This window comes from Pseudomonas sp. Bout1 (genome assembly GCF_034314165.1).
Lineage (GTDB): Bacteria > Pseudomonadota > Gammaproteobacteria > Pseudomonadales > Pseudomonadaceae > Aquipseudomonas.
The window spans coordinates 3410598-3426848 of record NZ_JAVIWK010000001.1 but is presented as its reverse complement, the minus strand read 5'-3'; the positions used below and the strand labels follow the sequence as shown (position 1 = coordinate 3426848).

The 16251-nt window shown below is 61.2% G+C and carries 14 protein-coding genes and 1 pseudogene; 6 read left to right on the top strand and 9 right to left on the bottom strand.

What is annotated here, in order from left to right:
* Positions 1-35: 35 nt before the first annotated feature.
* Positions 36-935, bottom strand: a complete 900-nt coding sequence (locus RGV33_RS15995) for a DMT family transporter (RefSeq protein ID WP_322145112.1) — start codon at positions 933-935, stop codon at positions 36-38.
* A 130-nt stretch (positions 936-1065) separates the two neighbouring features.
* Between RGV33_RS15995 and RGV33_RS15990 the strand changes: the two genes are divergently transcribed.
* Both RGV33_RS15990 and RGV33_RS15985 read left to right on the top strand, forming a co-directional pair.
* Complete coding sequence (locus RGV33_RS15990; RefSeq protein WP_322145111.1) at positions 1066-1509, top strand: Lrp/AsnC family transcriptional regulator; 444 nt, start codon at positions 1066-1068, stop codon at positions 1507-1509.
* 96 nt (positions 1510-1605) lie between these two features.
* Entirely contained in the window at positions 1606-2460 is an 855-nt protein-coding gene (locus tag RGV33_RS15985; protein ID WP_322145110.1) for an NmrA family NAD(P)-binding protein, read from the top strand.
* Positions 2461-3437: 977 nt separating this feature from the next.
* On the opposite strand, the gene xylB is transcribed toward RGV33_RS15985, so the two are convergent.
* The 5 genes from xylB to RGV33_RS15960 are packed head-to-tail and all read right to left on the bottom strand — an operon-like array spanning position 3438 to position 9430.
* Complete coding sequence (gene xylB / locus RGV33_RS15980; RefSeq protein WP_322145109.1) at positions 3438-4913, bottom strand: xylulokinase; 1476 nt, start codon at positions 4911-4913, stop codon at positions 3438-3440.
* 1 nt (position 4914) lies between these two features.
* Entirely contained in the window at positions 4915-5907 is a 993-nt protein-coding gene (locus RGV33_RS15975) for a LacI family DNA-binding transcriptional regulator (protein ID WP_322145108.1), read from the bottom strand.
* 21 nt (positions 5908-5928) lie between these two features.
* Positions 5929-6870: an ABC transporter substrate-binding protein gene (locus tag RGV33_RS15970; protein WP_322145107.1), complete on the bottom strand. Its 942-nt coding sequence runs from the start codon at positions 6868-6870 to the stop codon at positions 5929-5931.
* 33 nt (positions 6871-6903) lie between these two features.
* The gene (locus RGV33_RS15965) at positions 6904-7872 is read right to left on the bottom strand and encodes an ABC transporter permease subunit (protein ID WP_003209708.1); all 969 of its coding nucleotides are present in this window, start codon (positions 7870-7872) and stop codon (positions 6904-6906) included.
* A gap of 25 nt (positions 7873-7897) precedes the next feature.
* Positions 7898-9430, bottom strand: a complete 1533-nt coding sequence (locus RGV33_RS15960; RefSeq protein WP_322145106.1) for a sugar ABC transporter ATP-binding protein — start codon at positions 9428-9430, stop codon at positions 7898-7900.
* 412 nt (positions 9431-9842) lie between these two features.
* On the opposite strand from RGV33_RS15960, the gene RGV33_RS15955 reads away from it, so the two are divergent.
* From RGV33_RS15955 to RGV33_RS15945, 3 genes are read left to right on the top strand one after another with little or no spacing between them, the layout of a single operon-like run.
* The gene (locus tag RGV33_RS15955) at positions 9843-11198 is read left to right on the top strand and encodes a PAS domain-containing sensor histidine kinase (RefSeq protein WP_322145105.1); all 1356 of its coding nucleotides are present in this window, start codon (positions 9843-9845) and stop codon (positions 11196-11198) included.
* Positions 11183-11566 carry a response regulator gene (locus RGV33_RS15950; RefSeq protein WP_322145104.1) on the top strand — a complete coding sequence of 128 codons (384 nt, stop codon included), beginning with the start codon at positions 11183-11185 and terminating at the stop codon, positions 11564-11566. Before RGV33_RS15955 ends, RGV33_RS15950 begins: the two co-directional genes overlap by 16 nt.
* A gap of 9 nt (positions 11567-11575) precedes the next feature.
* Entirely contained in the window at positions 11576-12844 is a 1269-nt protein-coding gene (locus RGV33_RS15945) for an EAL domain-containing response regulator (RefSeq protein ID WP_322145103.1), read from the top strand.
* Between the two features lie 179 nt (positions 12845-13023).
* Here the strand turns inward: RGV33_RS15945 and RGV33_RS15940 are convergent, their stop codons facing one another.
* The gene (locus RGV33_RS15940) at positions 13024-14019 is read right to left on the bottom strand and encodes a succinylglutamate desuccinylase/aspartoacylase domain-containing protein (protein ID WP_322145102.1); all 996 of its coding nucleotides are present in this window, start codon (positions 14017-14019) and stop codon (positions 13024-13026) included.
* 64 nt (positions 14020-14083) lie between these two features.
* Here RGV33_RS15940 and RGV33_RS15935 point away from each other — a divergent pair.
* Positions 14084-14596: pseudogene (locus tag RGV33_RS15935) on the top strand (TetR family transcriptional regulator C-terminal domain-containing protein); the annotation flags it as partial.
* Here RGV33_RS15935 and RGV33_RS15930 read toward each other — a convergent pair.
* The gene (locus tag RGV33_RS15930) at positions 14552-15550 is read right to left on the bottom strand and encodes a DMT family transporter (protein ID WP_322145101.1); all 999 of its coding nucleotides are present in this window, start codon (positions 15548-15550) and stop codon (positions 14552-14554) included. The pseudogene RGV33_RS15935 and the gene RGV33_RS15930 overlap by 45 nt on opposite strands.
* A complete protein-coding gene (locus RGV33_RS15925; RefSeq protein WP_322145100.1) occupies positions 15547-16245 on the bottom strand; it encodes an ABC transporter permease subunit in 699 nt (232 codons plus the stop codon). Before RGV33_RS15925 ends, RGV33_RS15930 begins: the two co-directional genes overlap by 4 nt.
* Positions 16246-16251 lie beyond the last annotated feature (6 nt).

Sequence of the window (16251 nt, the reverse complement as noted above, 5' to 3'; positions counted from 1 at the left end):
CAGCGCAAGATAGTAACCAAGGTGCTATCACTGCTTCATGAAACATGCCCGGTCAAGGCCTTCGGGCGCCACCACCAACCCCGCTGCAGCCCCGCCGCCGCGAGCAGAATCGCTGCCACGCCGAGCCATTGCAACCAGCCCAGGCGATGCCCAAAGGCAATCCAGTCCACAAAAATGGCCGCGATGGGGTAGATAAACGACAGCGCCCCGGTGATTGCCGTGGGCAACTTCTGGATCGCCCCATACAGCAACACGTACATCACGCCGGTATGCACCACGCCCAAGGTCAGCAATGGCGCCCACGCGTCCATCGATGCCGACAGGCTCTGCCACTGCATCAACGGCGCGAGCAACAAGGCGCCTGTAGTCACCTGAATCAGCGCCATCAAATGCGGCGGCACTTCCTTCAAGCGCTTGATGATCAGCGCAGCAATCGCATACAGAAAGGCTGCGCCCAGCGCTAAGGCCACGCCCACCAGGTAGTCATCCCCGGTGTTTTGCAGATCACCATGGGCGGTGACAATCGCCAGCATCCCGACAAATGCCACGCTCAACCAGGTGAGCTTTTGCACGGTGATTTTTTCGCCAAGAAACACTGCCGCCAACATCACCAACATAAACGGCTGCACGTTATACACCGCCGTACTGATAGCGATTGAAGCCCTGGAGTAAGACTCAAACAGCAGCAGCCAATTGCCCACAATCGCCACGCCACTGAGCATCGCCAGGCCGAGTTTCGGGTAGTTCAACAGGTCGACATGCAGATAACCCATCAGCCAGCACACCACCAGCAATGTCACCGCGCCGATCACGCAACGCCAGAACACTACCTCGACAACCGGTACGCCAGACACCAGCACAAACCAGCCGATGGTGCCGGATATCAACATGGCCGCGACCATTTCCCAAGACCCGCGACGGATGGATTTGTCCATGATTGAGCTCCTCAAGTGAGGCCCAATTATGGCAACCTGATGCGCAGCGACTCCAGATCATAAACAAGGCGGAACTTGCACTTCGCCTATTCTTATTAGGCGAACCCAGGCAATCACTTCAGGAGCAAGCATGATCGACAGTATTGACCAGCAATTGATCGCGGCGCTGATGGATGACTCCCGTCTTTCGCTCAAGGCCTTGGCGGGCATCGCCGGCCTTTCCTCCCCCAGCGTCAGCGAGCGACTGCGGCGCCTTGAGGAACGTGGCGTGTTGAAAAACTACACGGTAGACATCGACCCCAGGCACTTCGGCTATCTGCTGCAGGCCATCGTGCGTATTCGCCCGTTGCCCGGGAAATTGCAGGAAGTGGAACGGCAGATCCAGGCCATCCCCGAGTTCACCGAATGCGACAAGGTGACCGGCGATGACTGCTTCATCGCGCGCTTGCATGTGCGAACTATGGACCAACTCGACACGCTGCTCGACCGGCTCAACGTGTATGCCGAAACCAATACCGCCATCGTCAAGAAAACCCCGGTAAAACGCCGGTTGCCGCCGCTGGGCGACTCGTGACTTTGAGTCACTGATGCAGTGACGGGATCGCTATTCTGTCCATCTGGCGCGCTGTTTATGCTTGATCCACACATTGGAACCACAGGCGTAAACACCATGTATGTCATTACCGGAATCACAGGCAAAGTTGGCGGCGCCCTGGCGCGGTTTCTGCTCAATGATCGTCAACCCGTGCGCGCGGTGATACGCGATGCCGACAAAGGCGCCGAATGGGCCGCGCTGGGTTGTGAGGTGGTCATCGCCCATATGGACGACGCAGCCGCCCTCACCGAGGCGTTCAAGGGTGCCACTGGCGTGTTCATCCTGCCGCCTTCGGACTTCGACCCGCAGCCAGGCTTCCCCGAAGCGCGCAAGGTGATTACCGCTGTCGCCCAAGCCATCGAAGCCGCAGCGCCGCAGAAAGTGGTGTGCCTTTCGACCATTGGCGCCCAGGCCGAGCAGCTTAACCTGCTGACCCAACGCACCTTGATGGAACAGGCGCTGAACGCGTTGAACGTGCCGGTGACCTTTCTGCGCCCGGGCTGGTTTATGGAGAACGCGGCGTATGACGTGGCCACGGCCCGTGAGCACGGGGTGATCCACAGTTTCCTGCAACCGCTGGATAAAGCCGTGCCGATGATTGCGACCGTCGACGTGGGCCGGCTCGCAGCGCAACTGTTGCAGCAGCACTGGAGTGGGCGCCGGGTGGTTGAGCTGGAGGGCCAGTGGGTCAGCCCTAATGATATTGCCCGCACGCTGACCGAGGTGCTCAACCGTGGTGTGACCGCGCAGGTGGTGCCTCGCGATACTTGGGAGCCGATGTTTCGTGAGCAAGGTGCGCAGAATCCGCTGCCGCGCATGCGCATGGTCGATGGGTTCAACGAAGGCTGGATCTGTTTTGAGTATGCCGAGGTGGTCAAGGGCGAAACTACGTTGCTCAAGGTGCTGCGCGAGTTGGCCACAAAGGCCTGAGTGCAAGGCGTTTGCGGCATGCCGTGCGCCTTGCATATAGCCTGCCTGGGCAGGTTCGATATGTCGCTGGCGATCAGGAGCAGTCGGTGCTTTTAGTTCATGTTTCCTATCCCGGGTTTATGTATTGGGGTTTTGTGGTGAGGGGGTTGTTTGTGCAGCCCAATCGTTCTCCTTTCAAGGTGGGTGGGTGGGCATATCCGTTATTTAGGTAACGGCTTCTTATGGTTCCGCTCTTACAGCGGGTCACTTTTGGCAAACGCCCCAAAAGTAACCAAAAGGTCTTTGCCCCACCACTCGGTGCCTCGCTTAGGCTCGGCATGCCCGCACTCCGGCACGGTTCCGCGGGCCGCCGCGACGGGCCATCCATGGCCCGGCGCGGCTAAATCGGCATCCTTGCCGATTTACCCGCTACACCGTGCCTGCTTGCGGCCATCGTGGTTGACGGGGCCTGCAGATCAAGGTCAACAGCAAGAGCACGGCGGCCTGAAAGCCGACCTGAGTGTTAAAAGCAAAAGCAAAAGCTGTAGGAGCTGGCTTGCCGGCGATGCAGGCGACTCGGTCTTTCAGATACACAGAGGCGATGCCATCGCAGGCAAGCCAGCTCCCACATTTGAACCGGGGGCCGTGTTCGCTGTTGATTTGGCTTTTAACACTCAAGCCGGCCTGTAGGCCGCTGTGTTCTTGATCTGCTTGTGAACTTGATCTTAGGCGCCCCGTCAACCACGCTGGCCGAACGCAGGTATTACGGAGCGGGTAAACCGGCAGGACGCCGGTTTAGCCGCGACGGGCCAGGGACGGGCCGTCGCGGCGGCCCGCGGAGTAATGCCTGCGTTCGGGCACACCGAGCCTAAGCGAGGTGCCGAGTGGTGGGGCAAGAGCCTTTTGGTTACTTTTGGGCTCCTTTCAAAAGTGACCCGCCGTAAGGGCGGAACCCATACCAGCCATCACAAAAAAAACGGATATTCCCACCACCGTTCCTAATCGTGCATAGCCTTGGCAGCCCCCAACAACCCGCGAAATTTTCGATAACGCTCCCGCAAAACCCCAGCCTGTGCACCGTCCGGGGAAAATCGTTGTTTGACCGGCATCCCCGCCTGTATAAGAGCTTCGCCCTGCCCGCTCGCCAATAACCCCAACTTCGCCGCGCCAATGCATGCGCTCAATTCACTGCCATGCAACGTGTAGACCTGCCGCTCAAGAATATTGGCCAATAGCTGCGCCCAATACTCACTCCGCGCCCCGCCACCCACCAACGCGCAAGCACCCACCGTGGCCCCGGCCGACTGCACCGCCTGCAGTGCATCCAACAGCCCGAATCCAACCCCTTCCATCACCGCATAACCGAGCATGGCCGGCGTGCAGTCATGCCCCAGGTTCATGAAACCACCACGCAGCAACGGATCATTGTGAGGTGTGCGCTCACCCGCCAGATACGGTAAAAACAGCGGATTGGACGCCGGTACGCCCTGCCCGATCGGCAACTCGGCCTGCACCTGATCCAGCAACGCTTGCTCATCGGCAGTACCCGTCAGACGGGTCACCCAACGCAAACAACTGGCCCCGGCCAACATGGCGCCCATGGTGTACCAGCGATTGGGCAGTGCATGGCAAAAACTGTGCACGGCACTCGCCGGACTGCCCGCCGCATGGTCGGTAATCGCCACGATGGCCGCACTCGTACCAAGGGTGATAAAGGCGTCACCCGCATTCACCGCTCCAATACCAACCGCTGCCACCGGGTTATCGCCGCCGCCTCCGGCAATCACCAGGCCCTCAGCCAAGCCTAGTCGCGACGCCGCCGCAGCATTCAAACGAGCGCTAGCCGCCCCGCCTTCCACCAGCCTTGGCATCTGCGCCAAGCGCAATCCCGTCGCCCGCAACATCGGCTCAAACCATTCCCGATTGGCCACATCCAGCCACAGTGTTCCGGCACCGTCGGACACGTCACTGACGCGCTCACCACTGAGGCGCAGCCGTAAGTAATCCTTGGGCGACAACACGCAATCTATCGCCTCGAACACCGCGGGCTCGTGTTGCTGCACCCATAGCAGTTTCGGCGCGGTCAGGCCGGCCATCGGCAAACTGCCGGTGACGTCGGCAAACTCGCCGCCCAAGGCTTCGGCCTGGGCCAGGGCGCGCGAGTCATCCCAGAGGATCGCCGGGTACAGCACCCGGTTGTCATCCCCCAACAGCACGGCGCCGTGCATCTGCCCGGACAAACCCATGCAGCTCACCCGGCCATAAGCCTGCGGTTGATCGGCACGTAACTGGTCCAGCGCACGCAGGCACGCCTGCCACCAATCCTCAGGATTCTGCTCCGACCAACCACTGTGCAGGCGCGATATCGTCAGGCGCGCACCAGCATGCGCCAGGACGCTGCCTCGCTCGTCCATCAAGATCGCCTTGAGTTCCGAAGTGCCAAGATCAATGCCAAGGGAAACCGGGTTGTTCATATCAGGGGCAGCCGCATGAATGACGAATCTTCAGGGTGGGCGCGAGCCGCACGCTGTGTTTTTTACGCTTGGGTGACGCCATGCGCTCAAGCAGCAGGTTGACCGCCCGGGCGCCCAGTTCCTGGACCGGTTGCGCGATCAAGGTCAGGCGCGGCACAAAGAAATCCGCCCAGTCAAAATCATCGAAACCCACCAGGGCCATTTGCCCCGGCACTTCGATGCGCGCATCACGCAAGGCATGCATCGCACCAAGGGTCATCAGGTTGTTACCCGCCATGATTGCCGTGGGCGGTGTTGCCAGGGCCAATAACTGCGCCGTCGCCTGGCGGGCAGGCTCGCTGCTGGAGCCACCATTGACCAGCAACTGCGGGTCCAACGGCAACCCAGCCGCCCGCAACGCCGCGTGATAACCGGCGACGCGCTCATCCGTCGTGCCCAGCCCGGCCCGCCCGGAAATAAACCCGATGCGCCGGTGGCCATGCTCGATCAAGTGCGCCACCAACGCCTGGGTGGACAGCGTGTTTTCCACCCCGACCTGATCAAAGCGGTCGCTCATCATCCGGTCCACCAACACCGCCGGCACTTCGTTGGCCTGCAAGTATTCCAGGGCCCGCGAACCGGTAGACGGCGCAAGCAGGATGCCATCCACGCGCCGATGGTGCAGCGCCGTGACCACGCGCAATTCCTGTTCGGGATCGTCATGGGTATCGACAAACAACATCATGTAGCCGTGCTTGGCGCACTCGGTTTCAATCGCGTGCACCGTTTCACTGAAGTAATGGTTGGACAGCGCCGAGATCGCCACGCCGATCGTATTCGTCGTAGAGCGGGCCAGGGAGCGCGCCAGCGTATTGGGGATGTAGCCCAACTGCCGGATCGCGCCCTGCACCGCTTGCACCGTGTCCGGGCTGACCTTGCGGGTGCCGTTCAAGACGTGGGAAACCGTCGACGTCGACACCCCTGCAATTCTTGCCACATCCTCCATGGTCGCCACGGTACTTACTCCTGCGCGCGTTTAATGTTTGCTGGACCAACCGCTGTAGGAACCGACGTTGTCGCGGGTGATCAATTTTGGCGCCAGCAGGGTAACCGCTTCGGCAGGTTGTTTGTCATTGAGAATGTCATTGCCGACGTTGACGGCCGTCTGGGCCATCGCCCATGGGTCCTGGCTGGCGGAGGCCTGGATCAGGGTGTTGGTCTTCAGGGCGTTCTCGATATCCGGCGCGCCGTCCACGGAGGTGATGATGATGTCGCTGCGTTTCAGTTGCTTGGCGGCCAGGTCGCTGCCGATGGCTTGTGGGTCATTAATCGCGAACAGGCCGTCGATTTTCTGGAAGCGCGTCAGGTAGCCCTGCATCACGTTCAAGCCGCCTTCGCGGGAGCCTTTGCCGTCCTGGTCGTCGGACAGCACCTTGATCTCCGGCGCCCCGGCCAGTGCCGCTTTACAGCCTTTGACCCGGTCGGTCACCGCCGTCACTTGCGGGCCATTCTGGATAATCACGTTGCCCTTGCCCGCGAGTTTGTCGACGATGAACTGGCAGGCGAGCTTGCCGGCTTCGACGTTGTCGGTCTGCACCGTGGCATTCACGCCCTTGGCGTCGACGTCCACGGCCACCACCACGATCCCGGCATCCCGGGCTTTCTTGATCGCCGAGGCCATGGCCGATGGGTCGACAGCGTTGAGCAGGATCAGGTCGACCTTGGACGAAATGAAGTTATCGATCTGCGAGAACTGCTTGCTCAAGTCATAATCGGCAGACACCGAGGTGACCTTGACCGCCGGGTTCAGCTCCTTGGCCCGGGCCGTAGCACCGTCGGCCAGGGTCACGAAATACGGGTTGCCCAAGGAGCCCATGCTGATGCCGATGGCTTTCAGTTCACGGGCTTCTACTGCGTGGGACATCAGCACGGCAACGCCCAGGGAGGCGACAACAGGAAAAATGCGTTTGAAGTTCATGATGACTCTCTTGTGATTGTTGTGTGAGTGAAATCAGGTCCGCGCACCGGACTGGCGATAACGATCCAGCGCCACCGCGCCAATGATCACGATGCCTTTGATGATGTATTGCCAGATATCCGACACGCCCAGCAGCACCAGGCCGTTGGTCAATACCGCGATGATCAGCGCACCAATCAGCGTGCCGCCGATGGTGCCGACACCGCCGGTAAAGCTGGTGCCACCGAGAATCACCGCCGCGATCGCATCCAGTTCATAGGATTGCCCCAGTTGTAGGCCGTTCGCGGCGAACAGGCGTGACGCGCTCATCACCGCGCCCAGGCCGGCCAGCGCACCGGACATGGCATAGACGAACAGCAGGACTTTCCACACCTTGATCCCCGACAGCCGCGCCGCTTCCGGGTTGCCGCCGACCGAGTAGATCTGCACCCCCATCACCGTGCGCCGCAGGATGAACCACGACAGCGCGATAACCGCCACGGCGATGATCACCAGCCAGGGCACCCCCAGTACCGAATCGTTGCCGATAAACGCAAATGGCAGGTCCGGGTTGAAGACGGTTTTGTCGTCCGCCAGCAAACGTGCGAGGCCGCGCATGGCGGTCAGTGCACCCAGGGTGACGATAAACGGCGGCAGGCGCATGAAGGCGATCAGCCCGCCATTGACCAGGCCCAGCAACAGGCCGAAGCCGACCCCGGCGGCTATCCCGAACATGCCGAATTGCGGCGACATCGAGGCTTGCAATGCGACCACAGCCGAAGCCGCGAGAATCGCCCCCACCGACAGGTCGATGCCCGCCGTGAGGATCACAAAGGTCATGCCTGCCGCCAGCACCACGTTGACCGACGCCTGCTGGGTGATGATCGACAGGTTCTGCACCGTCATGAAGTTTTCGCTGGCCAGGGCAAACCCTACCAACAGCAGCACCAGCACCGGCAACATGCCCACCGTGCGCATCAGTTCGCGAATACGTTCAGCCTTGCCGATCGTTGCCACAGTCATGGTGTTGCTCCCGCTTGTCGTTGAATTAGCCATGGGCAGCCACCTGCTCGCTGCCGGTGGCGAGGTCGATGATCGCCTCTTGGGAAATATCCAGCCCCGATGCCCCGCCCACTTCAGCCACCAATTGCCCTTCGCGCATGATCAGCACGCGGTCGCAGGTGCCGATGATTTCCGGCAGCTCGCTGGAGATCACCACAATGCCCACGCCGGCTTTGGCCAGTTGGTTGATGATGCGGTAGATCTCGGACTTGGAACCGATGTCGACGCCACGGGTAGGTTCGTCGAGGATCAACACATGCGGCTTGACCTCCAGCAGGCGCGCCAACAGCACCTTCTGCTGATTGCCGCCGGACAACGCGCCGACATTGACCTTGCCCGACGCCACGCGGATCGACAGTGACTTGATCGCATCACGTGAGCGTTGCGCGGCGTGACCACGGTCGAGCACGCCACCGGCATGCGCGTCCGGCACGCAGGCGCAGACGTTGATGTTGTCGGCCACGCTCATGTCGAGAAACAGGCCCTGGGCCTTGCGGTCTTCGGTGAGATAGACCACGCCGGCACGAATCGCATCCGCCGGGTTGCGCAGTTGCGTCACGCGCTTGCCGACCACTTCCAGGCTGCCGGACGTACGTGGGTCGGCGGCAAAGATCAGCCGCGCCAGCTCGGTACGGCCAGCGCCCACCAGCCCGGCAATGCCCAGCACTTCGCCGGCGTGCAGGTCGAAGCTGCAGTTGCGCACGCGCTTGCCGTCGGCCATATCGCGCACACGCATCACCACTTGGCCCGGGTCGTAGGCGGCATGTTCTTTCTTGTAGAAACCCGACAGGTCGCGGCCCACCATCATCTTTACCAGCACTTCGGCCGACAGCACGTGCCGCGCCAGTTCACCGACGTACTCGCCGTCGCGCAGCACCGAGACCCGGTCCGACAACTCGTAGATTTCGGCCATGCGGTGGCTGATGTAGATGATTGCCAGGCCCTGGCTGCGCAGCTGCTTGATCAGCGCAAACAGGCGGTCGGTCTCACGCGATGACAGCGGCGTGGTGGGCTCGTCCATCACCAGGATTTTTGCGTGGGCATGCAAGGCCCGGGCGATTTCCACCAGTTGGCGCTCGGCGATGGACAGGCTGGCGACGCGGGTGGTGGGCGTGAACGCTGCGCCAAGCCGTGCCAGCACCTCGGCCACCCCGGCTTCCATGCCCTTGCGGTCGATGGTCCAGCCGCGGCGCAGTTCACGGCCCAGGTAGATGTTCTCGGCCACCGTGAGGTTCGGGCACAGGCTGAGTTCTTGGTAGATCACAGCAATGCCGAGGGCTTTGGCGGACGCCGGGTTGTAGCTGGCGACGGGCTGGCCATCGATACGGATGGTGCCGCCGTCGTCGGCCTGGTAGGCACCAGAGAGAATCTTCATCAAGGTCGACTTGCCGGCGCCGTTTTCACCCATCAAGGCGTGGATCTCACCGGGGTAGACCTTCAGGCTGACGTTCTTGAGCACCCGCAAACCATTGAAGGTCTTACTGATGCCCTGCATTTCAAGCAAGGGTTCAAGGCTCATGACTGAGCTCCTGGTTTTATTATTTTTGTGTTCCAGCGTTTGCTGATGACAGCCATCGGCAGACCTGATTGCTGCCGACTCTAATCAGATACATTTGTTTACGCAAGCGCTTGCGTTGGCCATTTATCGTCGGATTAAACGTTTCACCTGATGAATAAATGTTCATTTGAATGATTCGGGCCGGTTAATCGCAAACAAAATCGTGCCTTCTTTATCTGAACCTATTCATTTGAGTGTTTTTGGTGCGTGGCAGTGTGTTTTTGGCTGCCATGAGTTCGGTAGGTTGCTGTTTATCTGCTATTGTCCAAAGACCTCATCTCCTCCTCGTCGCCCCTGCGCGATCTTCTGTGAGCATGCTCTGCGGCGCAGCCTTTGGCGGCGTCGGGCCTGAAGTTCACGGAACACCTTCACGATGGATAATTCTTCAGTCGACAACCCTGTCGAGCCGCAATCCCGGGCCGAGAAAATCGTCGAATTCAAACGCCAGAAAACCTTGCTCAAGACCGGCGCCCTGCAGGACGCGATCTTCAACAGTGCCTACTTCTCCAGCATCGCGACTGATGAAAAAGGCGTGATCCAAATCTTCAACGTCGGTGCCGAACGCATGCTCGGGTATGCCGCCGCCGATGTGTTAAACCGCGTCACGCCGGCCGACATTTCCGACCCCGCCGAGCTGATCACCCGCGCCGCCGCCTTGAGCCTGGAGCTGGACACGCCGATTACCCCCGGGTTTGAGGCGCTGGTGTTCAAGGCCTCCCGCGGTATCGAGGACATCTACGAGCTGACCTATATCCGCAAGGACAACAGCCGCCTCTCGGCGATGGTCTCGGTCACCGCGCTGCGCAACCGCAACGACGCGATCATCGGCTACCTGCTGATCGGTACTGACAACACGGCGCGCAAGCAGGAAGAGGCGCAACGCAAAGGCTTTGAGCGCGCCCTGGAAGAAAAGAACCTGGAGCTGGAACACGCCAGCCACATGAAGTCCGAATTTCTCGCCACCATGTCCCATGAACTACGCACACCGTTGAACGCGGTAATCGGTTTTTCCGAGGCGCTCAAGGACGGCCTGGTGGGCGACATGAGCGACATCCAGCGCGAATACATCGGCGACATCTTTACCAGCGGCCAGCACCTGTTGTCGCTGATCAACGACATCCTCGACCTGTCCAAAGTCGAGGCCGGGATGATGGACCTGGAGCTGGAAGCGGTGGAGTTGGCCGGGTTGTTGGCCAACAGTTTGCTGATCGTGCGGGAAAAGGCCGCCCTGCAACGCATCCAGCTGAAGCTCGAAAGCCTGGACGACTTCGGCACGCTGGAACTGGACCTGCGCAAGACCAAGCAAATCATCTACAACCTGCTGGCCAATGCGGTTAAATTCAGCGAGCACGGCGGGTCGGTGACGCTGTCGGTACGCGAGGTCAGTCGCGCACAGGTGGGGCAGATCCCCGGCGACTGGCCCACTCACGGGTTTGTCCTGCAACCCAGCGAGCATCAGCAGTTTTTGGAGTTGAGCGTCAGCGACACCGGCATCGGTATCGCCCGCGATGACATGAGCAAGCTGTTCAAGGCCTTCAGCCAGATCGACAGCAGCCTGGCGCGCAAATTCGAAGGCACCGGCCTGGGCCTGGCGATGGTCAAGCAACTGACCGACTTGCATGGCGGCAGTGTCGCCGTGGCCAGCCGCGAAGGTGCAGGGGCGCGGTTTGTGGTGTGGCTGCCGCTGCATCGCGCAGCAAAAACGGAGGCACCATGGCCGAAATCCTGATCGTGGAAGACAACGAGGCCAATATGCGCCTGGCCCGCCTGCTGTTGGTGAACGCCGGCCACAGCGTGCTGTGGGCCGCCGACGCCGAGACCGGGCTGACCCTGGCCCGGGAAAAACAGCCGGCATTGATCCTGATGGACATCCAGCTACCCGGCATGGACGGCCTGGCGGCCACGTCATTGCTCAAGCAGGACTCTCATACGTCGCACATCCCGGTCATCGCCCTGACGGCCATGGCCATGAAGGAAGACCGTGATAAAACCCTGCGCGCCGGCTGCGATGCCTACATCATCAAGCCGCTGCGCTACAAGGAGCTGTACCAGGTGATCGACACGCTGCTGCAAAAGAACATTACTCCTCCGACTTGAGTCCTCTCCATGGCCAGCCAACCCGCAACGCTGTTGATCGTTGATGATGAAATCCAGGTGCGCAAGCTGCTGGAAACCCTGTTGCGCCACGAGGGCTACCAGACGGTGACCGCCGCCAGTGGCGAAGAAGCCTTGCGGCTGGTGGCGCAACAACCGCCGGACTTGATCCTGCTGGACATCATGATGCCGGGCATGGACGGTTATGAAGTGGCGAACCAGCTCAAGGGCAATACGGCCACGGCCAACATCCCGATCATCATGCTCTCGGCCCTGAGTGAATCCAGTGCGCGGGTCAGCGGCCTGGAGACCGGTGCCGAGGAGTTCATCAGTAAACCGGTGGAACGGGTCGAGTTGTGGTTGCGGGTGCGCAACCTGCTGCGGCTCAAGGCCCACAGCGACCAGCTGAAAAACCACAGCCTGATGCTGGAGCAGCAACTGCAAAACCAGCATCAAGAAAGCTCCCGCCTGAACGTCCATGACCTGGCCCGTCTGGACCTGGAAAAAGCCCTGCGCCTGGCGGTCGAGCGCGAAGAGTTCGTGCTGCATTACCAACCCAAGGTCGAGCTGGCCGGTGGTCAAGTCTGCGCGCTTGAAGCGCTGCTGCGCTGGGACCGGCCGGGCTATGGCGCGGTGTCGCCGGCGGTCTTTATCCCGATCCTGGAAAGCCAGGGCTTGATCGTGACGCTCGGGCGCTGGGTGATCGACCAGGTGTGCCGCCAGATCGCTGCCTGGCAATCCACAGCGGTAGGTGCGGTCGAGGTATCGGTGAACGTGTCGGGGCATCAATTGATCGAGGGCGACTTGATTGCCGACATCGCGGACTCCCTTGCAAGGGCTGGGGTGGAGCCGCATTGGCTGGAGGTTGAATTGACCGAAGGCTCGCTGATGGAGAATACCCAGCACACCATCGCCAGCCTGCAACGCTTGCGGGCGATGGGCGTGAAGATCTCCATCGACGATTTCGGCACCGGCTATTCAAGCCTGGCTTACCTGCGACGGTTCCCGATTGATACGCTGAAAATCGATATCGCGTTTATCCGCGAAGTCACCAGCAACCCGCAGGACGCGGCGATCACCCGTACCATCATCGAACTGGCCCACAGCCTGAAACTGCGGGTAGTGGCCGAAGGCGTGGAAACCCAGGCACAGCTGGAGTTTCTGCGCGAAGCCGGCTGTGATCAAATCCAGGGGTATCTGTTCAGCCGGCCGTTGCCGATGAGGGAACTGGAGCGCCTGTTGCTGGATAAATGCAGCCTGGTCAGGCCGCAGCCCCACTGACCCGGCGTTCAGGCACGCCGGCCTGAAAGCCCACTGTAGGAGCTGGCTTGCCGGCGATGCAGGCAACTCGGTTTTTCAGATACATCGAGGTGAGGCCATCGCCGGCAAGCCAGCTCCTACAGATGTTAGGGCGTACCCCATATCAAAAATCGCGCAAATGCTGGATATGCGTCCCCCCTCTAGGGATCCAACACCCCACCGCTGTAGCTGTCGGATAACCGGGAGCCGGTGAATTTGGCCACCACCGCGCCCTGGGACACCAGCCGTTCTCGATGCCCCGTCACCATGCGCCCGGCTTGCGCTGCATGCAGCATCACCTCGGAATTCGGCTCCCCGGGCCGCCGGATAATCCGCGCAAACCGCTCGCCCTCTTCAACATGCTCACCCAGGCTTTTCTCAAACACCAACACGCCGGCACATGGCGCCAGAATGGTTTCCATGCAACCCATATCCACTACCTGCCCGTGCCAGTCAGCAATCACCGGCGGTTCATCAATCACCCCGCTTGCACAGAGCCAGGCCCAGATTCCATCACCATCCTGCCCGGCCAGGGCATCACTCACATCCGCCTGCCCACGCAGTTCTATGGTCGCCGCCAACCGCGGCTTGCCATGCTCAATGATGGTCTCTTCAAACGACCCATCGCCGCCCTCGTCCCAGACAATCACCACCTCCAGCTGCAACGCCGCCGCCAACACCTGGCCCGCTGGCCAAAAGCTGCGGTGGATATACAGATATGGCAGCGCTTCGTCATCGGTGTGCAGGTCCAGCACCAACTCGGCATCCGCCGCCAGTTGCACCAGGCTTTTTTGCCATTGCGCCAGGTTGCTGGCCGGGCGCTCCATGGCCAATGAATGATCAAACGCGCGGTTGAAGTTCTGCCCGGTGGCCTCGTGAAATCGCCCCAGCAACCGCCCTTGGCGAAACTGGCCAATGCCAAACGGATTGGCCTGAGGCACCACCGTCACGGTGCCCTTGAGCCGCCCCTGGTCCTGGCACGCCTGCAAGCGTGGCAGCAATTGGTGCAACACCAACATCCCGGCGATTTCGTCGGCATGCACGCCGGCCTGCAGGTGCACCCGCGGGCCACTGCCGTTGCCCTCAAAGCGCCAGGCGCCAATGTGCAGGGTGTTCCCGGAATCACCGGGGACTTGCCACGAAAGGTCTGTTGCCATGCCGCTGCCCTCCTCTTGTTGGATCTGTAGGTATATATTGAACACCCGTTCAACCATGTAGGGTGTGCCTGTGGCCGAAGACCGTCGCGACCTGTTGATCGCCGCCACTCTGACCAGCCTCGCCCGGGACGGGCATGCCGGCATTTCCGTGCGGCGCATCGCCGCTGAAGCCGGGGTTTCGGTGGGGTTGCTCAATCACCATTTCGGCAGCATCGATGCACTGATTGCCGAGACCTATCACAAGCTCGCCAGCGAGCTGACCACTGCCCTCTGGCAGGAAGTCGACCAGGCCCAGGGCCCGGCGGCGCGGCTGGATGCATTCCTCGCCGGCTCGTTTTCCTCGCGGGTCATGGACCCAAAATTGCTGGGTGTATGGGTGGTGTTCTGGAGCCTGATCCGCCACTCCCAACACGTGAGTGACTCCCATGAAAAAAGCTACTGCGCCTACCTCGAACTGATCCGCCAACTGCTCGACGACCTGGCCGAGAGCGAAGGCTTTGTGATCCACGACACACGCCTGGCCGCCATCGGCTTATCGGCGATGCTCGACGGACTCTGGCTCGAGTGGTGCCTCAACCCCGGCACGTTCAGCCCCGCCAACGGGCTGCACATCTGCCGCTGCTGGATACAAGGGCTGCGTCACGGAGCATTCGGCGCCGACCACGTCCTGTGACACGTGGTGCCGGGCGCTGAACATGGCCAGGGTGCCGCTGATGGCGATCAGCACCGCGCCGAAGATCAGCGACACATCCATCACCGTGCCCCACACCAGGCTCGACAGCAGGAATGCCCAGATCAACCCGCTGTATTCAAACGGCGCCAACAGCGTGGCCGTGGCCCGGCGAAAACTCGCAAACAGCAGGAACTGGCCAATCCCGCCCACCAGCCCGGCGCCAAGCATGCCCAGCCATGCGGGTGTGGGTGACGGTGTGTGAGTCCAGGGCAGGGTCACGGCCATGCACACCACAAACACCACATTGGTGATCAGCATCTGCTCCAGCACCGAGGTGTTGTCGTCCACCTGGCGCAGCTGGATATAGGTAAATGCCCAGCACAGCGCAGCCGCCAGCGTCAGGCCAATCGGCAGCGGGTCGAGCAGGTTGCCGGGACGACAGGCAATCACCACACCGACAAAACCGATGATCAGCGAAATCCACTGGCCCCGGCTGGCGCGCTCCTTGAGGATCAGCGCTGCGAGTAACGTGACCATGATCGGCGCGGAAAAATACAGGGTGGTCATTTCCGCCAGGGTCAGGTCCTTGGCGGCGGTGTAGTACAGCAGCCAGGCCAGCAGCGAGAGCAGGCCGCGGATGATCAACAGTTTGCGGCTGACCGAGTGCCAGGCACGCTTGAGCAAGCCCAGGCGCCCGGCGATCACGCACGCTGCAACCACCACCAGGCTGCGCCAGAACAGGATGGTGAACACCGAATAGTCGGCCACCAGCCATTTGATCCCGGCGTCCTGCAAGGCCAGGAACGCATAGGCCAGTGAGCACAGGGCAATCCCTTGCAACGAGCGATCGGTTTTCATCCGGCAGACCTGCGCAACGGTGTGCCGCGCCGCTCGGCAATCGCGTACATGGCTTCGATCAAAAAGGTCAGGCACAGGTAAACCCCTGCCACCAACAGCAGCGGCTGGTAGATCTGCAAGGTCTGGGCGCGCACCACGTTGGCGGCACCCAGCAGGTCGACCACCGCGATGGTCGAGGCCAGTGCAGTGGACTTGAGCAGCATCACCGTCTCCCCCGCCAGGGTCGGCAGCAACAGGCGCATGGCGCGTGGCAAGCGTACTCGCAACAGCGCCTGGCGTGGCGTCATACCAAACGCCGAGGCGGCTTCCATTTCACCCTTGGGCACTGCCAGTAACCCGCCGCGAATCACTTCACCGACGTACGCGCCCACCGACAGCACCAGCGCGAACACGATGTACCAGTAACCGTCCCGCAGGAACGGCCACAGGAAACTCCCGCGTATCATCGGGAACTGGGCGAACAGGCTGCCCAGGCCGTAGTAGAAAATGTAGATCTGGATCAGCAACGGAGTGCCCCGCAGCACGCTGGTGTAGGCCAGCGCACAACGGGCCAGCCACTTGCGCCGGGACAACCGCGCCAACGCCACCACCACCGCCAGGGCAAAGCCCAACAGCGCCGAGATCACCAGCAGTGACAGGGTCGTCTGCAAACCCTTGGCGATCAGCCCTGCGTAATAACTTATCCACTCAGGCATGTGCGG